Annotated in this window: 19 protein-coding genes; 9 read left to right on the forward strand and 10 right to left on the reverse strand. The window is 61.0% G+C overall.

Annotated elements, in window-relative coordinates; translation table 11 throughout:
• Positions 1-81: 81 nt before the first annotated feature.
• From gyrB to dnaA, 5 genes are all read right to left on the reverse strand, one after another.
• Positions 82-2,136 (reverse strand): DNA topoisomerase (ATP-hydrolyzing) subunit B, encoded by a 2,055-nt coding sequence (gene gyrB / locus AC1AX7_RS04950; RefSeq protein ID WP_476509042.1) that lies wholly within the window; start codon positions 2,134-2,136, stop codon positions 82-84.
• Between the two features lie 268 nt (positions 2,137-2,404).
• Positions 2,405-2,887, reverse strand: coding sequence for a DciA family protein (locus AC1AX7_RS04955; RefSeq protein WP_476509043.1), 483 nt, complete (start codon positions 2,885-2,887; stop codon positions 2,405-2,407).
• A complete protein-coding gene (recF, locus tag AC1AX7_RS04960) occupies positions 2,887-4,131 on the reverse strand; it encodes a DNA replication/repair protein RecF (RefSeq protein ID WP_476508979.1) in 1,245 nt (414 codons plus the stop codon). Before recF ends, AC1AX7_RS04955 begins: the two co-directional genes overlap by 1 nt.
• 40 nt (positions 4,132-4,171) lie before the next feature.
• Positions 4,172-5,296, reverse strand: a complete 1,125-nt coding sequence (dnaN, locus tag AC1AX7_RS04965) for a DNA polymerase III subunit beta (RefSeq protein ID WP_476508980.1) — start codon at positions 5,294-5,296, stop codon at positions 4,172-4,174.
• Between the two features lie 427 nt (positions 5,297-5,723).
• A complete protein-coding gene (gene dnaA, locus AC1AX7_RS04970; RefSeq protein WP_476508981.1) occupies positions 5,724-7,247 on the reverse strand; it encodes a chromosomal replication initiator protein DnaA in 1,524 nt (507 codons plus the stop codon).
• Between the two features lie 315 nt (positions 7,248-7,562).
• Between dnaA and rpmH the strand changes: the two genes are divergently transcribed.
• The 8 genes from rpmH to AC1AX7_RS05010 all read left to right on the forward strand — a co-directional run bounded on the left by rpmH (position 7,563) and on the right by AC1AX7_RS05010 (position 13,527).
• Positions 7,563-7,697, forward strand: a complete 135-nt coding sequence (rpmH, locus tag AC1AX7_RS04975) for a 50S ribosomal protein L34 (protein WP_007054596.1) — start codon at positions 7,563-7,565, stop codon at positions 7,695-7,697.
• Positions 7,698-7,713: 16 nt separating this feature from the next.
• Positions 7,714-8,073: a ribonuclease P protein component gene (gene rnpA, locus AC1AX7_RS04980; protein ID WP_476508982.1), complete on the forward strand. Its 360-nt coding sequence runs from the start codon at positions 7,714-7,716 to the stop codon at positions 8,071-8,073.
• Complete coding sequence (gene yidD / locus AC1AX7_RS04985) at positions 8,073-8,390, forward strand: membrane protein insertion efficiency factor YidD (protein ID WP_476509044.1); 318 nt, start codon at positions 8,073-8,075, stop codon at positions 8,388-8,390. Before rnpA ends, yidD begins: the two co-directional genes overlap by 1 nt.
• A gap of 2 nt (positions 8,391-8,392) precedes the next feature.
• A complete protein-coding gene (gene yidC / locus AC1AX7_RS04990; protein WP_476508983.1) occupies positions 8,393-9,397 on the forward strand; it encodes a membrane protein insertase YidC in 1,005 nt (334 codons plus the stop codon).
• Positions 9,398-9,523: 126 nt separating this feature from the next.
• Positions 9,524-10,060: a Jag family protein gene (locus AC1AX7_RS04995; RefSeq protein ID WP_476508984.1), complete on the forward strand. Its 537-nt coding sequence runs from the start codon at positions 9,524-9,526 to the stop codon at positions 10,058-10,060.
• Between the two features lie 68 nt (positions 10,061-10,128).
• Positions 10,129-10,875, forward strand: coding sequence for a 16S rRNA (guanine(527)-N(7))-methyltransferase RsmG (gene rsmG, locus AC1AX7_RS05000; RefSeq protein WP_476508985.1), 747 nt, complete (start codon positions 10,129-10,131; stop codon positions 10,873-10,875).
• Between the two features lie 247 nt (positions 10,876-11,122).
• Positions 11,123-12,103, forward strand: coding sequence for a ParA family protein (locus AC1AX7_RS05005; RefSeq protein WP_476508986.1), 981 nt, complete (start codon positions 11,123-11,125; stop codon positions 12,101-12,103).
• Positions 12,104-12,105: 2 nt separating this feature from the next.
• A complete protein-coding gene (locus AC1AX7_RS05010) occupies positions 12,106-13,527 on the forward strand; it encodes a ParB/RepB/Spo0J family partition protein (protein WP_476508987.1) in 1,422 nt (473 codons plus the stop codon).
• 128 nt (positions 13,528-13,655) lie between these two features.
• On the opposite strand, the gene trxB is transcribed toward AC1AX7_RS05010, so the two are convergent.
• From trxB to AC1AX7_RS05035, 5 genes are all read right to left on the reverse strand, one after another.
• On the reverse strand, positions 13,656-14,597 hold the full coding sequence (gene trxB / locus AC1AX7_RS05015) for a thioredoxin-disulfide reductase (protein ID WP_476508988.1): 942 nt from the start codon (positions 14,595-14,597) through the stop codon (positions 13,656-13,658).
• Between the two features lie 106 nt (positions 14,598-14,703).
• Positions 14,704-16,743: a protein kinase family protein gene (locus AC1AX7_RS05020; protein ID WP_476508989.1), complete on the reverse strand. Its 2,040-nt coding sequence runs from the start codon at positions 16,741-16,743 to the stop codon at positions 14,704-14,706.
• Positions 16,744-16,803: 60 nt separating this feature from the next.
• Entirely contained in the window at positions 16,804-18,531 is a 1,728-nt protein-coding gene (gene murJ / locus AC1AX7_RS05025; protein WP_476508990.1) for a murein biosynthesis integral membrane protein MurJ, read from the reverse strand.
• The gene (locus AC1AX7_RS05030) at positions 18,528-20,753 is read right to left on the reverse strand and encodes a DUF6049 family protein (protein ID WP_476508991.1); all 2,226 of its coding nucleotides are present in this window, start codon (positions 20,751-20,753) and stop codon (positions 18,528-18,530) included. The genes murJ and AC1AX7_RS05030 overlap by 4 nt, the downstream gene beginning before the upstream one ends.
• On the reverse strand, positions 20,711-21,424 hold the full coding sequence (locus AC1AX7_RS05035; protein ID WP_476508992.1) for an NUDIX hydrolase: 714 nt from the start codon (positions 21,422-21,424) through the stop codon (positions 20,711-20,713). The genes AC1AX7_RS05030 and AC1AX7_RS05035 overlap by 43 nt, the downstream gene beginning before the upstream one ends.
• An 84-nt stretch (positions 21,425-21,508) precedes the next feature.
• Here AC1AX7_RS05035 and AC1AX7_RS05040 point away from each other — a divergent pair, with 84 nt between their 5' ends.
• Positions 21,509-22,930 carry a CCA tRNA nucleotidyltransferase gene (locus AC1AX7_RS05040; RefSeq protein ID WP_476508993.1) on the forward strand — a complete coding sequence of 474 codons (1,422 nt, stop codon included), beginning with the start codon at positions 21,509-21,511 and terminating at the stop codon, positions 22,928-22,930.
• The last annotated feature ends 5 nt before the right edge of the window (positions 22,931-22,935 follow it).

Here is a 22,935-nt window from a genome sequence, read left to right on the forward strand (position 1 = left end):
CGTTATTGATGTCGTCTGCCACTGTTGTTCCTTGAATCTACTGGTCAAGCGTCTGGAAAGATTGCGGATGCCCGAAGGCGGTCACGCGTCGATGAAGCGCGCGTCGTGCGCGTTGCGCTGAATGAACAGGCGGCGCGGTTCGACCTCATCGCCCATCAGCATCGAGAAGGTCTCATCGGCCTGCGCGGCGTCTTCGATGTGAATCTGCTTCAGAATTCGGTGTTCGGGATCCATGGTGGTCTCCCACAGTTCCTGATAGCTCATTTCACCCAGACCCTTATAGCGCTGGATGCCTTCGCCCTTCGGCAGCTGGCGGCCCGCGGCCTTGCCTTCGGCGAGCACGCGGTCACGTTCCTTATCGGTGTACACGAAGTCGTGCGGGCCCTTGGTCCACTTGAGGCGGTACAGCGGCGGCATGGCCACATACACGTATCCGGCGGTGATCATCGGGCGCATGTAGCGGAAGAACAGCGTCAGGTTCAGCGTTGCGATATGCGCGCCGTCCACATCGGCGTCGGCCATGATGATGACCTTGTGGTAGCGCACCTTCGAAATGTCGAAGTCTTCGCCGTAGCCGCCGCCGACCGCGGTGATCAGCGATTCGATGGTGTCGGACTTCATCATGCGGTCGAGGCTGGCGCGTTCGGTGTTCAGGATCTTGCCTCGCAGCGGCAGGATGGCCTGGGTGATCGGATTGCGGCCCTGGATGGCGGAGCCGCCTGCGGAATCGCCCTCGACGATGAACAGTTCGCATTCCTCGGGATTGCTGGACTGGCAGTCCTTGAGCTTGTCGGGCATGCCGGCCGATTCGAAGATCGACTTGCGACGCGTGTTCTCGCGGGCCTTCTTGGCTGCGATGCGCGCGCGGGAGGCTTCGATGGCCTTCTGGATGATGTTCTTCGCCTCGCTCGGATGCGCGTCGAACCAGTCGCCGAGACGTTCGGTCATCACGCGCTGCACGAAGGTCTTCGCTTCGGAATTGCCCAGCTTCGTCTTGGTCTGGCCTTCGAACTGCGGGGTCGTGAGCTTCACGGACACGACCGCGGTCAGGCCTTCGCGCACGTCGTCGCCGGACAGGTTCTCGTCCTTGTCCTTCAGGATGTTCTTCTCGCGCGCGTAGCGATTGATCAGCGACGTCAGCGCGGCACGGAAGCCTTCCTCATGCGTGCCGCCTTCGGTGGTGGAGATCGTGTTCGCGAACGTGTGCACGGCCTCGGAATAGGCGGTGGTCCACTGCATGGCCACTTCGGCGGAGATGCCGATCTTCAGGTCCTCGGCTTCGAAATCGATGACTTCGTCTTCGACCGGCGTTGCCTTACGGCTTTTGACCAGATAGTCGACGTAGTCCTTGATGCCGTGCATGTACTGGTAGGTCACGCTTTGATGCAGCTCTTCGATGACGTTGTCGCCATCGCCTGCGACCTCGTCGCCGGCCTGATCGACCTGACGCATGTCGGTCAGGGAGATCTTGAGGCCCTTGTTCAGGAAGGCCATCTGCTGGAAGCGGTTGCGCAGCGTTTCGAAATCATAGGTGGTCGTTTCGAAGATCGCCGGATCGGCCCAGAAGGTCACGGAAGTGCCGGTGGATTCGTCTTCGGCCATCGGCTCGCCCTTGTCCAGACGCGCGGTCGGCTTCTGATTGATATAGGTCTGGGTCCAATGGAATCCCTGACGGCGCACTTCGATGTCGACGCGGGTCGACAGCGCGTTCACCACGGAGATGCCCACGCCGTGCAGACCGCCGGAAACCGCGTATCCGCCGCCGCCGAACTTGCCGCCGGCATGCAGCTTCGTCATCACCGTTTCGACGCCGGAAACGCCTTCGCCCGGCACTTCGTCGACCGGGATGCCGCGGCCGTCGTCGACGACGCGGATGCCATTGTCCGGCAGGATCGTCACCTCGATATGGGATGCGTATCCGGCCAAGGCCTCGTCGACGGAATTGTCGACGATCTCATACACCAGATGATGCAGGCCGCGCGGGCCGGTGGAGCCGATATACATACCAGGCCTGATGCGTACCGCTTCAAGGCCTTCGAGCACCTTCAGATCGGAGGCGTCATAATGTTCGGGAGACAGGGATTCGTCCAGCTGCGCGTCCTCCAGCCGTTCGGCGTCCTGCTGTGTGCCCTGCATGTCTTCAGATGAATCCTTCAGCGAATCCGCTTCAAGTTCTGCCACAGAGATTTCCTCCTGCATTTTCGTACGGCAGAAGGCTTTACCACGAGCGATATCCGTCTAGAACGCACGTAAAGGGGCCTTCTAGCCGCTTATATAGTCTGTATGTGATTTTACTAGTCTCCGGGGACACGTAAGGATACGGCGAATTTTCCGGGAACGGCTTCCGGCAAGGCCCTTCGGCGGGATGCTCAGGCCGTCAACGCGAATCGCCTCGATCGCACGATCATCGCCGATACCGGGCACCGCCGCCGCGACGCAGCCGGCCGTTCTGCGGGCCAGTCACACGGATCTCACGCACGTCCAGGCCGGCCAGCCGCTCACGAATCGTTTCGGTCAGCTGCGGGATCAGATAGGTCAGATTCGCGGCCCAAACCGGCGAATCCGTTTGGATGACGAGGATGCCGTCGCGAAAGGAGGCCGCATACGAATGCTGCGCGACGGCGGGGCCCACCACCTGATCCCAATGATTGCGCATCTGCGCGACCTTCAGATACGGCGTCCACTGCCTGTCGGCGGCGAAAACGCCCAGCACGCCGCCCAGCCGATCGGGGTCGCGCCCCGGCTTGCCGAAGCTCTCCCAGGCGAGCTCATTGCGTTCGGCGCGTTTGCGCAGCAATCCCGCACGCGCGCTGACATGCTCGAACACTTCGGCCGGCAGCTTACGCGCATCCAGATGCAAGGTCCTATATACGGGAGGTTCCGCCATCATCCGGCTCCCTGCATATCGGGCGCGGCGTCCATGTCGGAGGAAGTCAGCAAGGAGGCGACGTCAATGATATTGACGGATGCCGTGGCGTCGTTTTGGGCGGCGTCGCCGACCGCGGCGGCGTCACCGGCGGCGCCTCCGGCTGCGGCGGCTGCGAATGCCGGCACATCGCCGGCTGCGGCGACCGTGATCAGCACCTGGTCCTGCTCGGCGGCGAATCGCAGGATCTGCTCGCGACGATGGTCGTCCAACTGGGCGAACACATCATCGAGAATCACGATCGACTTGACGCCGCGCGTTTCCTCCAAAACGCCGTACAACGCCATTTTCAGGGCCAGTGCCATCGTCCACATCTCACCGTTCGACGCGAATTCGCGGGCCGGCATACCGTTGAGCAGCATCGTCATATCGTCGCGATGCGGGCCGATAAGATTCTGCCCGCGCGCGATTTCGCCCGGATAGATGCGCTGAAAATGGCGGCTGATCTCCGCCGCGGGATCGTCGAATATCAGCACCTCATCAAAGGAAGGCTCATATTGCAGCACGGCCCGCTGGTCGTCGCCCGTCAGCGACCGGTAGATGCGGTCGAAAGGCCCGGACAGGCGCTGCAATATGTCCGCTCGCATACGCGTCAACGCGATGCCGGCCTCGATGAATTGCCCCGTCCAGATTTCAAGGCCGTTCAACGCGGAATCGGCGCAATACCGCGGGTCCCCATGATCGGCGTCGGACAGGGCTTTCAGCAGTGCGGCACGCTGTTTCGCGATATGCGTGCACTGCTGGACCAGCTGCGCGTAGCGGGAGTCCAGCAGGGAGCCGGCCTGGTTGATGAAATTTCGTCTGGTCGCGGGATCGCCGGAAACCAGTCGCTGGTCGTCCGGTGTAAACGTCACGCAGGGAATACGGCCGACGATATCGCGCATGTACAGGGAGGCCCCGCCGTTGATGCGCGCCCGGTTGGCGCCGCGCGCGCTGATGGTCGCCTCGTATGTCGTCGGCTGGGATAGGGCGTCGCCGGCATGCACGTTGGCACGGATCACCGCGGATGTCTCGCCGCGGCGCACCAGCGGCAGCGAGGACGACGTGCGATGGCTGGAGCCGGTGGAAAGCACTTCGATGGCTTCGACGATATTGGTTTTTCCCAGACCGTTCGCGCCCTGCAGGATGTTGATCCCGTCCGTCAGGTCAAGCAGGCAATGGTTCCAGGAGCGGAAACGGTCCAGTGCAAGGCGCGAAATGTACATGGTATCGGTCCGGTTGAGGAGCGTGGATTCGAAGGGGACTTCAGCTGTTGAAGCGCATCGGCACCAGCAGGTAGCGGTAGCTCATCGACTCGTTGGAGTCCATATCCTTCTGGCCGTTGAATTCGACCGGCTTGACCGGCGTGGTCATCTTCATATGGACGTACGGCTCGCTGATCGCGCTCAGGCCTTCGATCAGATAGGACGGGTTGAACGCGACGGTGATGTCGTCGCCGTCCATATCGACTTCCAAGGTTTCGCTCGCGTGCGCCTCGTCAATGGTGCCGGCTGCAAGCGTCAGCTCCTGGCCCGAAAACATCATGCGGATCGGCGCATTGCGTTCCGCGACCAGGGAGACACGTTTGATGGCGCTGAGCAGAGCCTGCTTGTCGGTGACGGCATGAATCGGGTAGGAATCGGCGTAAAGACGATCGACCGCCGGGAATTCGCCGTCGATCAGCTGCATCGTCGAAACGCGGCCCGCGTTTTCGACGCCGAGCAGCGAGGAGGATTCCGGATTCAGATTGAGCGTGACGTCATGATGTTCGTCCAAGGAGCGGGCGACGTCGCGCAGCAGGGACCCCTTGACCAAGGCGGTGGTGCTGACGTCCGGATCCTGAGGCGTCCATGGGATGCTGGAACGGGAAAGACGGAAGCGGTCGGTGGAGCTCATGATGATGCTGTCGCCTTGGAACTGAACGCGGATCGCGGTGAGAACAGGACGGTTCTCTTCGCGGGAGACCGCGACGGAAGCCTGGCTGACGGCCTGCATGAAATCCTGGGATTTGATCTGGCCCAGGCTTTGGGGAACGGTCGGCAGATCCGGATATTCGGTTTCCGGCATCAGTTGCATGGTGAACGTCGACTTGCCTGAAGTGATGGTCAGCGTCGAATCGTCAGTGGAAAGATAGGTCTTCTCGTAAGGCAACGTCTTAGTGATGTCTGCGAGCAGCTTGCCCAGGACCAGTACGGAACCGGCTTCGTCCACGCCGGCGTCGATATGGTGGCGGGCGGAAGTCTCGAAATTGAATGCGGAAAGATGCAGCGTTCCGTCGGCGGCTTCCAGACGGATGCCGGCAAGAATGGGATTCGATGGGCGGGAGTCGATGATACGGGTGGTCCATGCGACTGCGTCGGCGAAGCTTTGGGAATTGATTTCGACTTTCATGACAATCCTCGTTTCATCAGGGTTACTGAAGGCCATTCTATCGGCAAATCGGGTGCAGGGTTTTCCGTAGCGGAGTCCGGAGATGGTGGCTATGACGGTGAGGTTATAAAGCTGTAATTCATAGGCATAATAAAGCCGGTGGATATGTGGATAAGCGTAAAAAGAGTTAGTAACAGCGCGAAAAATGTGCATAACTCGAATGTGGATAACTTTTGAGCTGCATGTGGAAAAACCAGCGACTTTTCCACCGGCTGGAGAAGCCGTAAAAATTATCCACAGACCAGCGTGGGCGCTCCACCGCTTATCAACAAAAATTGTGGAGTATTCAACGCGTTGTCCAAAGGGTTTTCCCACAGCTGTGCAAAACTCGGTGGATAACTTTTTTGAAAATACTCCACAATTCCGGTGTGTCGTTCTTTTCGCCGACCTATTTTTTAGTGTTGCGCTGCTTGAGACGGACCGTCAATTCCATGACGTAGTTGTAGATCTCCTGCTTCTCCTGCATCTCATCGCTGATGCGCGTATATGCATGAAGCACGGTCGTATGATCCTTGCCGCCGAACACCCGCCCGATGTCGACAAGGCTCATGCTGGTCATCTCGCGAGACAGGTACATGGCGACCTGGCGGGCCAGCGCGATGTTCTTCGTACGGCGGGACCCGACGATATCGTCGAACGAAACGTGGAAATACTTGGCCACCTGTCCGATGATGTCGGTGGGCTTGATCTCCACGTCGGTGGTGAAGAAATCCTGCAGCGTCTGCTCGGCCAAAGCCCGGGTGACCGGCTGGCTGCTGAGCGAAGCCACCGCCGTGACGCGGGTCAAAGCGCCTTCAAGCTCGCGGATGTTCTCGGTGAACCGTTCCGCGATCAGGTCGAGCACGTCGTTGGGGATGCTGGTGCCGTTCATCGACGACATCATGCGAAGGATGGCGATGCGCGTCTCCAGATCCGGCGGCTTGACGTCGACGGTCAGGCCTGATTCGAACCGTGAGATCAGGCGCGCCTCGAAGCCCTTCAGGTTCTTCGGCGCCACGTCGGAGGCGATGACGATGCGCTTGTTGGCCTGATGCAGGCTGTTGAACGTATGGAAGAACTGCTCGAGCGTCGCTTCCTTGCCGCCAAGGAACTGGATGTCGTCGATCAGCAGCACATCCACTTCGCGATATCGACGGTTGAATTCCGCGATCTGGCCCTGGCTCTGGTTCGGGGTCTGCAGCGCTTCGATGAATTCGTTGGTGAATTCCTCGCTGGTCACATAGCGGACCTTGAGCTTGGGATCCTTGAGCAACGCGTAGTTGCCGATGGCGTTCAGCAGATGGGTCTTGCCCAGTCCCGAACCGCCGTAGATGCAAAGCGGGTTGAAATCACGGCCGGAGCCTTCCGCCACGGCCAGAGCGACGGTACGGGCGAAACGGTTGGAGTCCCCGGGAACGAAGGTGTCGAATGTGGCGTTCTTGTTCAGATGCGTCTGGGCGTCGAGCAGCGGCTTGTTCCTGCCGCCGGGGAACTGGGTCTTCGTCGGGAACGCCTGCTCGGGCATCGAGCTGGGGATGGGCAGCTGCCCCTGTGCCGAGGAATCGCCGTTGCCGCCTTTTTTCGACGATTTCGAAGACTTGGAAGATTTATGGGAAGGGAAAGGCGTCTGCGGTTCCGGCTCCGCGGCCGGTTCCTCCACAGGGACGATCTTGAAGGCCGGGAACATGTTCTGGCCTGTGGCGATCTGCAGGGATTCGAGCAGCGGCTTGTTCAGCTCCGTCTGCAGGGCTTCCTGGGTCGCCCAATCCGGCAGGCTCAATACGATGGTGTTGCCGACCATCGTCTCCGGAGTGACCCGCTCGAACCAGGATTTGTCGCGCGCGGTCAACGATGAATTGACTTTGAGCAGTGCCAGTGTGTCGGACCATACGCCGCGGGCTTGCGCCGACGGATCATGTGCTGTGTTTTCCATGGTCCTCCTCCCCGATAACATGCACTGATATTGGTACAAATTACCTTTCTACTCCGATTCCTAGAAGTTATCCACCGCCTCGCGTGTTGAAAATGATGCGTTTGTGAATAAAACATGGCTGGAAAGGGGATAAGCGCGGACGGAACATCGGCGGAATATCAACATTTTCTGTGGATATCCGTCGGAAAGGTTATCGACAAAAAATGTGAAAAACCTCAGTCTGTTTTGACTTGGTTTAGGGGTCAGAGTAATTTAGTAGAGCTTGACTCATGAGGAGCCATGCTCGAGCATGGCAAAAAACCGGGAGCATTACATATGAAGAGGACATTCCAGCCGAACAACCGCCGTCGCCACATGAAGCACGGCTTCCGCCTGCGCATGCGCACCCGTTCCGGCCGCGCCGTGATCAACCGCCGCCGCGCCAAGGGCCGCAAGTCCCTCTCTGCCTGAGTTTAACGGCATAGCAGTGGAACGGCTGAAAAGTCACCGCGATTTCGTCGCGGTGCTCAAACGCCGTCGTAGGGTATCTCGTGAAGACATCGTTGTGCACTATCTGGTGCATGACGATGTCTGCGATATTGCCTCCGCGGATGCATCGGCCAAACGTGTCGGTCTGGCCGTTTCAAAAGCCGTCGGCAATGCGGTGACCCGCAATGCCGTCAAACGGCGTTTTCGTGTGCTGGCTAAGAAATACGAGGCCGATCTTCCCGAATCCTGCGACATCGTCCTTCGAGCGAAGCCCAGCGCGGCTCATGCGGATTTTCAATCGCTTGACAGGCAGATGTCGGAACTGTTCGCAGCCGTTCGGCGGAAAGCCGGATGCTGATGAAAGCCGATTCCCGCCGCAATGCGCTGATTCGTGGCATCCGCTGGTATCAGAAGCATATCTCCGCGAACACCGCGCCATGCTGCAGGTATTATCCCAGCTGCTCGAACTATGCGTTGCAGGCGATAACGCGATACGGGTCATTGCGCGGGGGCTGCCTGGCGGTACTGCGATTGTTGCGTTGCCGGCCGTGGAGCCGTGGGGGAATTGATGACGTTCCGCAGCGCTATTCCATTTTCTATCGATTTTCATGGTCCAAGGCTCATGAAGAGCCTCGTTTGACCCCTTTGGCCTCAGACGATAAGGAGACGGCCTGACGATGAACCAAGATCAATTCCTGCTCGATAGCGGATTCTGGGGATGGCTGTACAAGCTGCTGACCCCGGTCGAATGGCTGATGACCCAGATCATGGCCATTTTCCATGATTTTCTGACTTTATTGGGAATGCCGTCAGTCGGCTTCTCCTGGGTGTTCTCGATCATCTTCCTCGTGCTCGTGGTGCAGGCCTGCGTCTTCCCGCTGTACTACAAGACGATGAAGTCGATGCGCAAGATGCAGGCGATCCAGCCGAAGATGCAGCACATCCAGAACAAGTACAAGGGCAAGAACGACCAGGCCAGCAAAGAGGCGATGCAGCGTGAGATGATGAAGCTGTATCAGGACAACGACGCGAATCCGATGGGATCGTGCCTGCCGAGCCTGATCCAGGGCCCCGTCTTCATGTGCATGTTCTACACGCTGTCCGCGATCCCCTACATCGCCAACGGAAAGCGTGCGCCGCTCGGCGCCTTCGATGTGGAGACCGCGAAGGAATTCACCAAGACCACCGTGTTCGGCACGAACGTGACCGACACCTTCGTCACCGCGGACACCGGCGGCAAGATCGTCATCGGCTGCTTCGTCGCATTGATGTGCGGCTGCCTGTGGTACATGCAGTTCAACAACATGAAGCGCAACATGCCGGCCGGCTCCGCGAACAAGCAGTCCGAAATGATGCAGAAGATGATGCTGTGGATCTTCCCGATCATGTACATCTTCTCCGGCGTGGCCATGCCGTTCGCGGTGCTGGTGTACTGGCTGACCAACAACATCTGCAATCTCGGCCGTTCGCTGTGGCAGGTGTACGCCTTCCCGACGCCGGGCTCGCCGGCTGCGGAATCCAAGAAGATCCGCGACCATAAGAACGAGAACGCCCGTCGTGAGCGTGCCGGCCTGCCTTCCCTGGAGGAGGAGGCTTTGGAAAAGGCCCGCGCCGAGGCCGTCGATCGCGAGAAGAACGGCTACCAGCGTCAGCAGCCTCATCGCAAGAAGCGCAAGAAATAGCGCGTGAACGACTATTGTCCCGCATTTCGGAGCGAAGTGCGGGACACGCCCTTTCTATGGTCGCGCTGTCGGGACCTTTCAGGGCGGTAGACTTGACCATTAACTCATGAATAAGGAGCAATCACCATGGCTCAGGATGACGACAAGACCATCGACCAGCTCAATGAGGAAGCTGACATTGCCGCCGATTACCTGGAAGGGCTTCTCGACATCGTCGATTACGAAGGCGATATCGAACTGGGTATTCGCAATAATCGTCCGATGATTCAGATCGTCGCCGACGATGACACCGACATCAAGCATCTGATCGGACGTAACGGCGAAGTCGTCGATGCGCTGCAGCAGCTGACCAGGCTGGCCGTCCAGCAGAAGACCGGCGACCGTTCCCGTCTGATCGTGGACGTCGACGGATTCCTGAAGCGCAAGCGTCAGCATCTGCACGACATCGCATTGGACGCCGTCGACGAGGTCCGCGAGACGGGCGAGCCGGTGAATCTGAAGCCGATGAACTCCTTCGAACGCAAGGTGATCCATGACGTCGTACGGGAAGAGGGACTGAAGTCCCGCTCCCATGGCGAGGAGCCGCGTCGTTACGTGACCGTGTATATGCGCGCCGCGGTCGAGGACGACGATGAGGGGTTCGAGGACCTCGTGGACGCCTGATTCGCGGGTTTCACGTGAAACACGCGTAGCGCCGCCGTTGTGCGGCGCTTTTTTATAGGATGGCATACATGACTGATGTGTTTGATGGACCGAAGTCGGATGAGGAAATCGAGGATTCCGGAATCCTGGGGCAGGTGCTGGGCGACGCCTTGCCGAAGCTGCGCATATTCCATAGGAAATTGGCCGAGGAGGGAGAGCCTCGCGGGCTGATCGGCCCCCGTGACGTGCCGATCATCTGGGAGCGTCATATTCTGAATTCCGCTGCGATCGTGCCGTTCGTGAGGAAGGCGACGGAGCATCGCCGTTTCAGGACGGTCGCCGACGTCGGCAGCGGCGGCGGCTTCCCCGGCGTGGTCGCCGCCGCCTGCCTGCCGGATCATGAATTCGTTCTGATCGAGCCGATGGAACGTCGCGTCGAATGGCTGCGCGAATGCGCCGCCGAAATGGAATTGGCCAATGTGTCGGTGGTGCGTGCGCGTGCCGACGACATGATCGCCGCGGTCGGGCGAGGCGGCAAGGGCGCCTCGCGCAAGCCGGCCTGCGATCTGGACGGTGCGCCGATCGCGCAGCGGCATCCGTTCAGCGTGGTGACCTGCCGTGCGGTGGCGCCGATGACGAAACTGTCCGGTTGGACGCTGCCGCTGCTGGCTCCCGGCGGTCGCTTGATCGCCCTGAAGGGGCGGTCCGCGCAGGTCGAGATCGATAAGGCGGCCAAGGAGATCGGCAAATGGGGCGGTTCGGATCCGCGTGTGGTCGAAGCTCCGGTCGGCGAAGGCCTCGAAGCGACGCACGTGGCCATTGTGGATAGGAAGTAAGCAAGTTATCCACAAAACTGCATAACTGGAAAATTTATCCACATTCATCTATGCGGTGTGGATTCGTATGGGAAACCGTTGGAAACACTGTGATCGACGGAGTGGATAACTTCGGGCCTGCGTAAGGTTGTCCACCACTTATCCACACTTATCCACATTTTTGGGCAGTCGGCGGACACGTCCGGCACTGTCCATGCGACTGAAGAAACTGATACATGTTCAACGACTTCCAAGGGGGTACAGGTTCATGAGCGACTCCGAGCGCATTGATGATGGCGCGGCGGTCGAGTCCGCGGCGGACACCATCAAACGTATTTTTGGGGACCACAATTCTCCGCTCGGCATCCAGATCGCCGACGAAGCCACCCGCTATGCGGCGCTGCAGGAGCAGACCTTCCCGCTGCCCGAAAAGACCCGTCGCATCGCGGTCGCCAACCAGAAAGGCGGCGTCGGCAAAACAACGACGGCGGTGAACATCTCCGCGGCCCTGGCGCAGGGCGGGGCCCGCGTGCTGATGCTCGACATGGACCCCCAGGGCAATGCTTCGACGGCTTTGGGCGTAACCCACGCATCGGGCGAGCCCTCGATCTATGACGTGATCGAAGGACGCATGGGCATCGCCGACGTCATGCAGACCTGTCCCGATTTCGAAACCCTGGACGTCGTCCCCGCATCGATCGATCTGAGCGGCGCCGAACTGGAGATCTCCGACCTGCCCGACCGCAACGTGCTGCTCAAGCGCGCGGTCGACGGATTCCTTGAAACCAGCGAACGGCATTACGATTATGTGATCGTCGACTGCCCGCCGAGCCTGGGCCTGCTGGTCATCAACGCGATGTGCGCGGTCACCGAAATGCTGATCCCGATCCAGGCCGAATACTATGCGCTGGAAGGCCTGGGACAGCTCATCAACACCATCGGCCTCGTCCAGACGCATTTCAATCCGACACTGCTCGTTTCCACGATGCTGATCACCATGTTCGACCGACGCACGATCCTGAGCCGTGAAGTGTACGAGGAAGTCAAAAACCACTATCCGACCATCGTGCTTGATACGACCATTCCCCGAACGGTGAAGATCTCCGAGGCCCCGAGCTTCGGCAAAACCGTCGTGGCCTATGATCCGCGCGGCATGGGAGCCATTTCGTATTGCGAGGCCGCGTTGGAGCTCGCCCGTAAATCCCCGTTGGTGTTGCAGGCAATCGAAGCAAGAAGGAATGAGAACTGATTATGTCCACGAAAACACGTTTGGGCAAAGGATTGGGCGCGCTGTTTCCGGTACTGCCCGGCACTCAGGACGAAGCGTCCAAACGGCATGAAGAGGTCTCATCCGATCCGGTGACGCCGGCGGAACCGAAGCCTTCGACAACACCGGTGACGACGAAGGCCTCGAAGCCCGATCCCAAGGCGACGCCGGAACATAAGCCGGCGCAATCATCCGGAAAGGCGTCCGCCGACGCCAAGCCCAAGACCGAGGACAGGCAGGCTTCGTCAGCGCAGAAGCCCGCCAAGCCCTTCAAATCGTCTTCGCGTCGCGCGCAGATGCCGGGAATCAACGACATCGCCCATCCGGCCGACATGTTCTTCAGCCCGGGCGTCGTCGCGCTTGACGCAACGCCTCAGGCCGCTGCGGCACCGGCCGCCGAAGCCAAGACGGGCAAGCAGGACGGCGCCGACCAGGAACCGGAACTGGCTCCGATCCAGGGCGGATACCTGGTCGAACTGAAACTGACCGACGTCGGACCGAACACGCATCAGCCGCGCACCATCTTCGACGAAGACGATCTGCACGAGCTCGCCGAATCCATCAAGGAAGTCGGCATACTGCAGCCCATCGTCGTGCGGAAACGCCCTCTGGAGCAGATCGAAGCCGCACGTGCGGCCAGGAACGTCGAACGGAGCGAAAAGGGCGCGGAAGGCGCCGGAGAGCATGCCGGCGAGGATCATGGACTGAACTTCGACGACCGCATGGACAGCATGTATGAGCTGATCATGGGCGAACGTCGCTGGCGCGCATCCCAGATCGCGGGACTCACCACGATCCCGGCGATCGTGAAAACCACCGCCGACACCGATATGCTGCGTGACGCATTGCTGGAAAACCTGCATCGCGTCGCCTTGAATCCGTTGGAAGAGGCCGCCGCCTACCAGCAGATGATCGACGAATTCGGCCTGACCCAGGCGCAGCTGTCGAAGACGGTGTCGAAGTCCCGCCCGCAGATCGCCAATACGCTGCGTCTGCTGAACCTTCCTGCAGGCGTGCAGAAGAAGGTCGCCGCCGGCGTGCTGTCGGCCGGCCATGCGCGCGCGTTGCTGGGCCTGCGCAACGATGCCGACATCGAGGCGCTTGCCGACCGCATCATCGCGGAAGGCCTGTCGGTGCGCAGCACCGAGGAGATCGTCGCGATGAAGGTCGCCGAAAGCGACCAGCCGAAGAAGCAGAAGACCAATCGCCTCAACCCATGGCTGGGCTCCGCGGTGCAGCAGGGACTGGAAAACCATTTCGACACGAAGGTGTCCATCAAGGGCACCAAGCAGCACGGTCGCATCGAAATCGTATTCTCCTCGCCCGAAGACATGGACCGCATCCTGGGCATGCTGATGCCGCAGACCGGCGACACTGCCGCAGGCGAGACGGACGGTTGGGTCTGAGCGACGATCCGATCCGAACTGATCCGATCGGACAATAGGCGAGGCCGCTTACGAGGATTCCCCGTAAGCGGCCTCGCCTATGCGTCTTTGCGGCATGACCGCGGCCTGGGGCCCGCCGTCAGGGCCGGTCAGCGCTCCTGCGTCAGATACGCCTGCGCGTCGAGTGCGGCGCGGCAGCCCATGCCGGCGGCGGAAATCGCCTGACGGTACACGCTGTCGACGCAGTCGCCTGCCGCGAAGACTCCGTCGGCGCTGGTGCGCGTGCCGGCGCCGTCCACCAGCACATAGCCCTGTTCATCGCGTTCGACGACATCCTTGGCGAAATCGGTGGCCGGCGTGTGCCCGATCGCGACGAAAACGCCGTTGGCCGGCACCTCGCTGACTTCGCCGGTGACGACGTTGCGCACGGTGACGGACTGAGCCCCCGTATCGTCGCCGTTGACGCGTTCCACGACGGAATCGGTCAGGAATTCGATCTTCCCGTTCGCCTTCGCACGCTCGACCATGATGCGGGAGGCGCGGAATTCGCCGCGACGATGGATCAGCGTCACCGACGAGCCGAAGCGGGACAGGAAATCCGCCTCTTCGAACGCGCTGTCGCCGCCGCCGACCACGACGATCGGCTTGTTACGGAAGAAGAAGCCGTCGCAGGTGGCGCAATAGGAGACGCCCTTGCCGGAGTATTCCGCCTCGCCTTCGACGCCGAGCTTGCGGTAGCGCGAACCGGTGGCGATGATGACGGCGCGCGTCCTGTACACGTCACCCTGATCGCAGGTGACGGTCATCGTCCCGTCCTCTTGCCGGGCGATATCCGTCACATCGTCCCATACGAGCCGTGCGCCGAACTTCTCCGCCTGACGCTGCATGTTGTCCATCAGGTCGGGACCCATAATGCCATCGGGGAAACCGGGGAAATTCTCCACTTCCGTGGTGTTCACCAGCTGTCCGCCCGGCGTCAGCGCGCCGGCGATCACTATGGGCCGGTAGCCCGCACGGCCCAGATAGATGGCCGCGGTATAACCGGCCGGGCCGGAGCCGATGATAATCGTGTCATGAATCTGTTCTGTCATGGTTCCACAATAGGGAATCACGATGACGCGTGGGGCGTTTCTTTCTCACAGCGCATACGAGGCGGGGCCCGTGCTCACCGCACAGGCCCCGCCTTGCAATGCCGCGTCAGAAGATCTCGACGGAATCGATGTAGAGCTGGTTGCCGGGCAGACTGTCCATCGGCACCCAAAGCATGACGTCCTGGGTCTCGACCACCTTGTCGAACTTGATTTCGGTGGTGCCGCTCTCGTCGAAGGTGAACTGGGCGACCTGCTCGCCTTGCGTCGGATCGTTCGTGGCGTTCACGCGGATATAGCCCTGGCCGCCGGAGGAGCGGATCTTGATGACCATGCGATACGGCTTCTGCGGCTGCGACAGGTGCATGTAGTAGCCGAAGCCATCCTGGCCGTTCGGCCTTTGCAGGAAGTTGCGGTTGTCGATCTGGAAGGCGACGGTGTTCTCCGGCTGCTTCGGTTCGGGGACGGCCTTGGCCTGCTTGTCGGCGGTGACCACCTTCGTGTCCTCGTGGGCATCGTCGCCGGAAGCTTCGTCGGACGAATCAGCGGCATCGGCATTGCCCGAGGCGTCATCGGGAGCATCGGCGGAGGAGGCGTCGGAACCGTCCTCACCGGAGGAGGACGCGGTCCCCTCGCCGAACGGCACGTCGTTGAGATTCATCTGCGGCCATGCGCTTTCGCTCTCGTCGATCTCGAAGGTGCCGTCACTGGCGGGTTGGGACAGGCTGTGCAATGCCAATGCCAACGAAACGGCCACAACGACGACCAGAACGATGATCGCGACGACCTTTGTTTTCAGGTTGCCCAGCAATCGGGCGTCGGAGACCTGCTCCGTCTGCTCCTTCCGCGCTTCGGAACGGGTGGCCTGAGGCTCGAACGAAGGCGGGGCCGGCATATTGCGTGTGGGCGAAGGCACGGAGGCCTCCGGAATCAGCCGATCCTCATGCAATTCGCGTTGCGAAGCGGTTTCCGGTTCAATGACCGAACCGTCCGGCGCGATGACGGGCAGACGATGCGTGGATTCCGCGAACGAGGAATCATCCGCCGGCGGGAAAGCCGGCTCGCCCGCCGTCAGGGGGAAGGAGAATTGGCCCGTTTCCCCGGTGCCATTGAGATTCTCCTGACTCCATACCTGCCTGCTTTCCGCCCAAATGGATTTCAATGCGCCCGGAGCGGCGTTTTCGTCGCCTGACATGGACGATTCGATATTGGTCGTCGCAATCGGGGACGTGACGGCGGCCATGCCGTATGGAGACTGGAAATCCATCACCGGCACGCGTTCCGAAGTGACGATGCCGTCAGGAAGATCGTTGACGTCGTCCGCGCGGACGGAGGCCAGCGCGGCCCCGATAATGGAGCATTCCCCATCAATGGACGGAATATCGAGATCGGCGGCGTCCAGATCCTTCACCGGAGTGAACCGGCCAAGAAGCGCATCCAATTCATCCAACGTCGCCAACGCAACCACCGAATCATCGGCGTCGCTCTCCGGCAGCGCCAATCCACGGCGGCAGATCACGCGCAGATCCATCGGCACGCTGTCGTCAATCTGATCAAGGTCGAAATCGCCGATCGCATACGATGGCTTGCGCGTCAGCATCGCATACAGCAACGCCGCCAATTGGCGGATGATATACTGCGCTTCGTTGGAGGTCTCTTCGGCATGCGTGGGGTCCAGCAGCAGCGGGCTGATCGCGGTGTCCGCCAACTGCACGCCGCTGCGCGTGATGCGCACGGTATCGGTCGTGATCGCGTGATGCAGCAAACCTTCGTCAAGCAGAATGCGCGCGCACCGCAGCGTTTCGGACATGATCGAACGCATCGCATCGAAGGTCAGCGGCCTGTGGGACCCGTCCTCGGCATAATCGGACAGGCTGATGCCGGCGTCGAGGCGTGTCACGACGACGACGGCGCCCTCATTGCGATGCACCTGCAGCACGTGCGTGAAATGGTCGTCCTGCGTCAGGGCCTTGGACGAGGCCAGCGCGAACACGGAATCCAGAACCTTGGCGTTATTGACGATGAACACCTGGCAATCGCGCGACAGCAGATAGTCGTTGGCCTTCCATGCTTGAATTCCATCCGCGTCACGCAGCGACGATACCAGAACATACCTGTTGTTGACGGTATCTCCCAATTGAGGTTTCATCGTTTCCCTTGGTCTTACGATTCGTATGTCATGCCGGTCCCACCCGGCGCTGTTGTCATTCTAACGACCGGGATGGTCCTTGGAATTCCGGCCGTTCCCGGCCGGAAGACGGCGGGCGATCATGTCGGAAAACGCCGTGAGCTCCTCGGTCCGGAGCAGCCGGAGCACAAGCATATAAACGCCTGACGTGACGATGCCGAGGATGGCGCATGAGCCCACGGCCTGCAGCCAATTCATGTGCCCGGCGTCGAAGGAGCCCGCCATGGCGGGATCAAGAATTCCCGATACATTCACATGTGCGCCCAGCAACGAGTGCACAGGCTCGCGCAGAACGACCCCGATGATCCCCGCGCACAGGGCGGCGACGACGGCTTTGGCGAAGGTGCGCAGAATGTGCAGGCCGTCCAGATGGCCTTCGAAACGTCGTCGCAGCATCGCGATCAGCGGGGGGAACGACAGGACGTAGCTCAATGTGACGGCGACGCTGAGCATCAGCACCCATTGCGTCGGCGGCAGGAGCGCCGTTCCGGCCAGCAGGATCAGCGCCTGCAGACCGACCTGCAGCGCGGTGAAGATGAACGGGCTGCGCCCGTCCTCGAAGGCGTAGAACGTGCGCTGGATGATCAGATATGAGCTGGACAGCGGCAGTATGCATGATTGCGTCATCAGCGGGAAGGAGATCAGCAGCGCTTCCTTGAGGCTGACGGACGGCAGCAGCGTCAGCGCGATTTCCGTCGGCATCACGATGAACCCCGCCGCGAAAAAGCACATGAGCAGACCCACGTTGCGCAGCGCCTCGCTCAGCGCAACGCGTGCGCCATCCAGATCATGTGCGGCCGCCGAACGTGAAATCATCGGGAAAACGGCTGTCGACACCGACACCGCGATCAGCGAATACGGCAGCATGTAAATCGTATAGGCGTTCTGGAAGGTCGCGTTGCCGGCCACGTCGAACTGCGCCAGACCATACAGCGCCTCCGCCTGCTGCGGCGCCCCCGTCGTGACGCGTGTGGTCACGATATTCGCGATCTGATCGACGATGACGATGCCGACGCTCCACGCCGCGACCGGCCCCATCGAGCGCAGTCCGATGCCGCGCACGCCCCATGTGGGGCGGAAGCGAATGCCGAGGCGGCGCATCGGAACGAACAGGACGAGCGCCTGGAACGCGACGCCCAACGTCCATGTGCCGGCGGTGAGCAGGATCTTGTCGCCGGTCCAAAAACCGATCGGCTGTTCGCCGGCGTTGCCGAACAGCGCGATGAACAGCGCGAAACCGGCGCAGCTGATGATGTTCGCGCCCACCGAACTCCACGCGTATGTGGAGAAATGGTTTTTCGCCGCCAGGATCTGTCCGAGCACGGTGTAGAGGCCGTAGAAGAAGATCTGCGGCATGCACCACAGCGTGAACGCGTTGGTCAGCGCCATCATCGACGGATCGCCGTTCACGTACAGCCGGGTCAGCAGCGGGGTCGCGCATGCCATCAGTATGGTGACGCCTGCGAGCAGCACGGTGGCGAACGTGATCAGACGGTTGAGCTTCGTCTCCGCGTCATCGTCCTGCAGCGTGCGCACGATCTGCGGTACGAGCACCGCATTGAAGATGCCGCCGGAAACGAGCGTGAAAATGACCTGCGGGATCATCGACCCGGCCTGATACGCGTTGGCGGCCATGCCGGTCGTGCCCACCGCCCATGCCAGCAGGATCGTGCGCAGCTGGCCGGTGATGCGGGACGCGGCCGTGCCTCCGGCCATGATCAAGGAATTACGTCCGATTGATGAACTCATTCGTCGGGATCCTTTTTGCGGTTGAATTGGCGCCACAGGCCGAGCACTCCCAGCAATGCCGCGAATGCGATGATGACGAAGCCGCTTTTGTCGCTGATCTGCAGCGCGCTGGTGATGGTGGTGGCCTGTGTCGCCCCGAATGCGTTGCCTTCGCGATCGACCAGCGTGGTCGTCGCGGTCGCCTTGCCCGATGCGATGACTCGGATGTCGAATGTGACCTGGGATTCGGAATTCGCCGGTATGCGGACGTCTTCAAGTCGGGAAGTGACGATCTGCGCCGAATCGGTGATGGACGACACCTGAACGCTGACGGCGAACGGCAGGTCGTTGTGCACGGTGACCGGCATATTGGCCGTTTCGCTGACGACGGACACCGTTTCGGACGGAGTGATATGCACCATGCCGTTGAGCCTGTCCGTCATCGTCTGCAATGCGCCCGTCAGGGACCGCTGCGAGTCGTCATCCGCCTCAAGCGCGGCAAACGTGAGATTCCTGACGGTGGAGGAGAGCCGTGAAGCCCACTGTTTGACGGTCGGCGCGGCATCGCCGCCCGTCGATGATCCAGCCGTTTCCTCCGTCGTGGATGCGGTTTCCGGCGAATCCTCGATGACGGCGTCACGGAAGCGTGCGATCATCGTGCCGGCATTCCGTGCATGTCGTAAAACGGCATCCACCGTCGTCCTGCGCTGCTCGTCAAGTCCGGATTGCGTGGGGACGGCCTGTAACGCGTCGGTGCCGGTCAGATAGGCATCCGTCGAGAGCAGCGTATCCATATCGGTGGTCTCAAGCCAGGACGACTGTTCGATGGTCGTCATCAGTGTGTCGACGAAAGCGGAGTCTGCGTCCGGGGACAGGCAGACCAGCAGATTGCGCGACGTATAGGGCTGTTCCATCTGATAGAACGCGCTTTGCGCGACGAATCGCGCAAGACGTCCCGCATCGGTGGTTTCGCCGTCGGCCTGCCCGCTGGTCGGCTGCGATCTCGCCAATCCCGTAAGTACGTTTTGCGCGGCAAGCACGATGACATCGCCCTTTTCCGTCGGCACGACGTATTTGCCGGTCTCCACGGTGGCGGAATCGTCGGCATCGAAATCATGCGTCGCGATGACGGTGGAATATCCTTGCGAAGCGGCCAGCGTCAAAGCATCCAGCGTCCAGTTGGCGTCGCCCTGCCACGCGTACACGTTCGACTGCGCCTGGTCGTCGCCCAAGGCTTCGCGCAGATCCGCGATCGCCGCGTCGGCGTTCCAATCCCGCTCGTCGATGCCGGCGTCGCGGAATGCGTCGTCGTCGGCATACGCGTCGTAGCCGGTGATGTCGAAATTCGCGGGCTGCATGATGCCGTCGGTCTGCGTCGGCATCGTCATCGTGGTCAGATATGCGGGGTCGCCTATGATCTGCAAGGCATCATGTCTGGCGATGACCTGCTCCAGCGTCCTATGTCGGGACGCAGCGTCCTTGCCGGGGGAGATGACGTCGGAGGCGTCGTCGCCCGCGATCTGCCTGCCGATGGCGTTCTCGTCCACGCTCCAGCCGTCGCCGGTGACCGGCATGGCGACGGTGATGTTCATGGCCGGCGTCTGCGCGGTGTTCAGTCCGGCAGGCGAACGCGTCACAAATGTATGGATTTCGTCGATCGGACCGGCGCCGTCGTTCAAAGACAGCAACACCGGTTTGGGGCCCCACGTGGTGAATGATCGGATGGCCGGCGCGTCGGCTGCGATATCGATGGAGACGGTGGTCGCCTCTCCCGGATCGAGCGGAGCGACCGCGGCCTGTCCAAGCGTGTTCGGCGTGGGGATTCGCGCGACGCCTTCGGCCCATTGCTGGATGTCGGTGCGGGAGACGAACAGGTATGACGCGTTCGCGGATACCGTGAGCGTCGCGTCATCGATGGCTGCATCGGTGATGTTGCTGACGGTGACCCGCAGATGATAGCCGGAATCGCCGGTAATGGTGGATGTCGCTTCTTCGACGCGCAGCATGTCGGTGACGCCGCCAGCGGCGTCCGATGTGTCGGCAGTGCCGACCGAGTCGTCGGCCGACGGGTTTTCGGCATAGGCCGCAGATCCCGGTGCGAACGCCATCATCAGCGCGGTGGACGCGATGATGGCGAATATCGCTCGCCATATCGGGCCGGGGGCGGAACGCCGGTGACATGTCGGTGTGACGCGATGCTTCACTGTTGTGCCTGCCTGTTCATCTTCCTTGCATAAAGCCATGCGATCTTTCGTTCGTTCGGATAGCTCAATACACTATCCAATTCGCGGAAATCCACCCAAATCGCGTCTTCCGCCTCATGATCCGGATCGCCTTCCACGGTCAGTTCGCCGCCGATCTGGCGAAGCGCGAAATGATGCACCAGCTTATGCACGCGCTGGCTGGTGCCGGTGAACCAATAGTCGATCGTGGCGATGGAATCCACTATCTCGCCTCTGATGCCCGTTTCCTCGAACACTTCACGCACTGCGGTCTGCTGCGGCGTTTCGCCTTTTTCGATATGGCCCTTCGGCAGGCACCATTCAAGATGGCCGCTGCGTGAATGCCGCGCGATGATCGCCACACGGCCGCGATCGTCGAATACCAGGCCGCCTGCTGAATATTCGCGGACCACCGGCAGGTCCTGCGCATCGAGGGATGCGAATGTGGTCGGCGCGTCGCTGCTGCGGCGTTGCGGCATAATCGCTGGCGTTGGCGTGTCGGAAGCGTTCTCCGGAGCGTTTTCCGTCCCTGGATCCGGCGGCGGCGTGGAGACGACGGTGCGCTCCATGCCATGCCGGTTTATGGAAACCGACTCGGATGTATACAGTAATTTGTCCGGTTCCAGGCCATTTTGGGTATGCGCGTCCGCAGCATGGGCAAGCATGCGTGCAAGGTCTGCGGGCGTAATCATGCATTCCACCTTACTCAACTCTGTGTGCAGGTGGGGTAACGGTATGCTGGTAAATGCATAAAACTTGTGCCGGAAAGGGTAGGCGTGAACTTCGAAGTATGGCCTGAAGCCATTGAATTAGGGCGGCTGTTCGCCGATGAGGGGTATGAATTGGCATTGGTCGGAGGGCCGGTGCGCGACTTGCTGCTGCACCGCAAGTCTCATGACCTGGATTTTTGCACATCGGCGCGTCCCGAGGAATTCGAACATATTCTGCGCCATTGGGGGCGTGACGGATTCTGGGATATGGGCCGTAAATTCGGCACGCTCGGAGCCATGCGGCGTCGCGATGACGGCACCGAAGTGCAGGTGGAGATCACCACATACCGTTCGGACGTGTATGACCCGGATTCCCGCAAGCCGGAAGTCAATTACGGCGACACGCTGGAAGGCGATCTGTCGCGTCGCGATTTCACGGTCAATGCGATGGCGCTGCGTGTGCCCGATCTGGAATTCGTCGATCCGTTCGGCGGCGCGAACGATCTGGCGAAGGGCGTGTTGCGCACGCCGGTCGATCCACGCCAGTCGTTCGACGACGATCCGCTGCGCATGATGCGTGCGGTGCGTTTCGTCGCCCAGCTGGGATTCCGCATCGAGCCGGAGACGGCGGAGGCGATCGTCGACATGGTCGACCGCATTTCGATCGTTTCCGCGGAGCGCGTGCGCGACGAACTGACGAAGCTGCTGCTGTCGGACCGCCCGCGGGCGGGCATCGAAGCGCTGGTCGATTCCGGGCTCGCCGATATCGTGTTCCCGGAGATTCCGGCGTTGCAGCTGGAAATCGACGAACACCATCGTCACAAGGACGTGTTCCAGCATACGATGACCGTCATCGATCAGGCTGTGGCGCTGGAAACCGACGAGAACGGCCCCGTGCCCGCTCCCGATCTGACGCTGCGCCTGGCGGCGCTGGTGCACGATATCGGCAAGTCGAAGACCCGGCGTTTCGAGCCGGGCGGCAAGGTCAGCTTCCATCATCATGACGCGGTCGGCGCGAAAATGACGCGCAAGCGTCTCAAGGCGCTGCATTTCGACCATCATATGGTCGAGGACGTCGCCAACCTGGTGAATCTGCACTTGCGCTTCCACGGCTATGTGGAAGAGCCGTGGACGGATGCCGCGGTACGCCGCTATGTCAAGGATGCGGGCCACCTGTATGAGCGTCTGAACCGTCTGACCCGCGCCGACGTGACCACGCAGAACCGACGCAAGGCCATGACGTTCGCCGCCGCGATGGACGAAATGGAACAGCGCGTGCGCGACCTGAAGGAGAAGGAGGATTTCGACGCCATCCGCCCGGATGTGGACGGCAACGAAATCATGGAACTGCTTGGCCTGGCCCCCGGCCCGATGGTCGGCCGGGCCTACAAGCACATGCTGGAATACCGTCTCGATAACGGCCCGGTCGAACACGACGTCGCCGTCGCCGAATTGAAGCGCTGGTATGGGGAGATCTCAGCGGCCTGACCTGA

The sequence above is a fragment of the Bifidobacterium sp. LH_449 genome, from assembly GCF_056356755.1.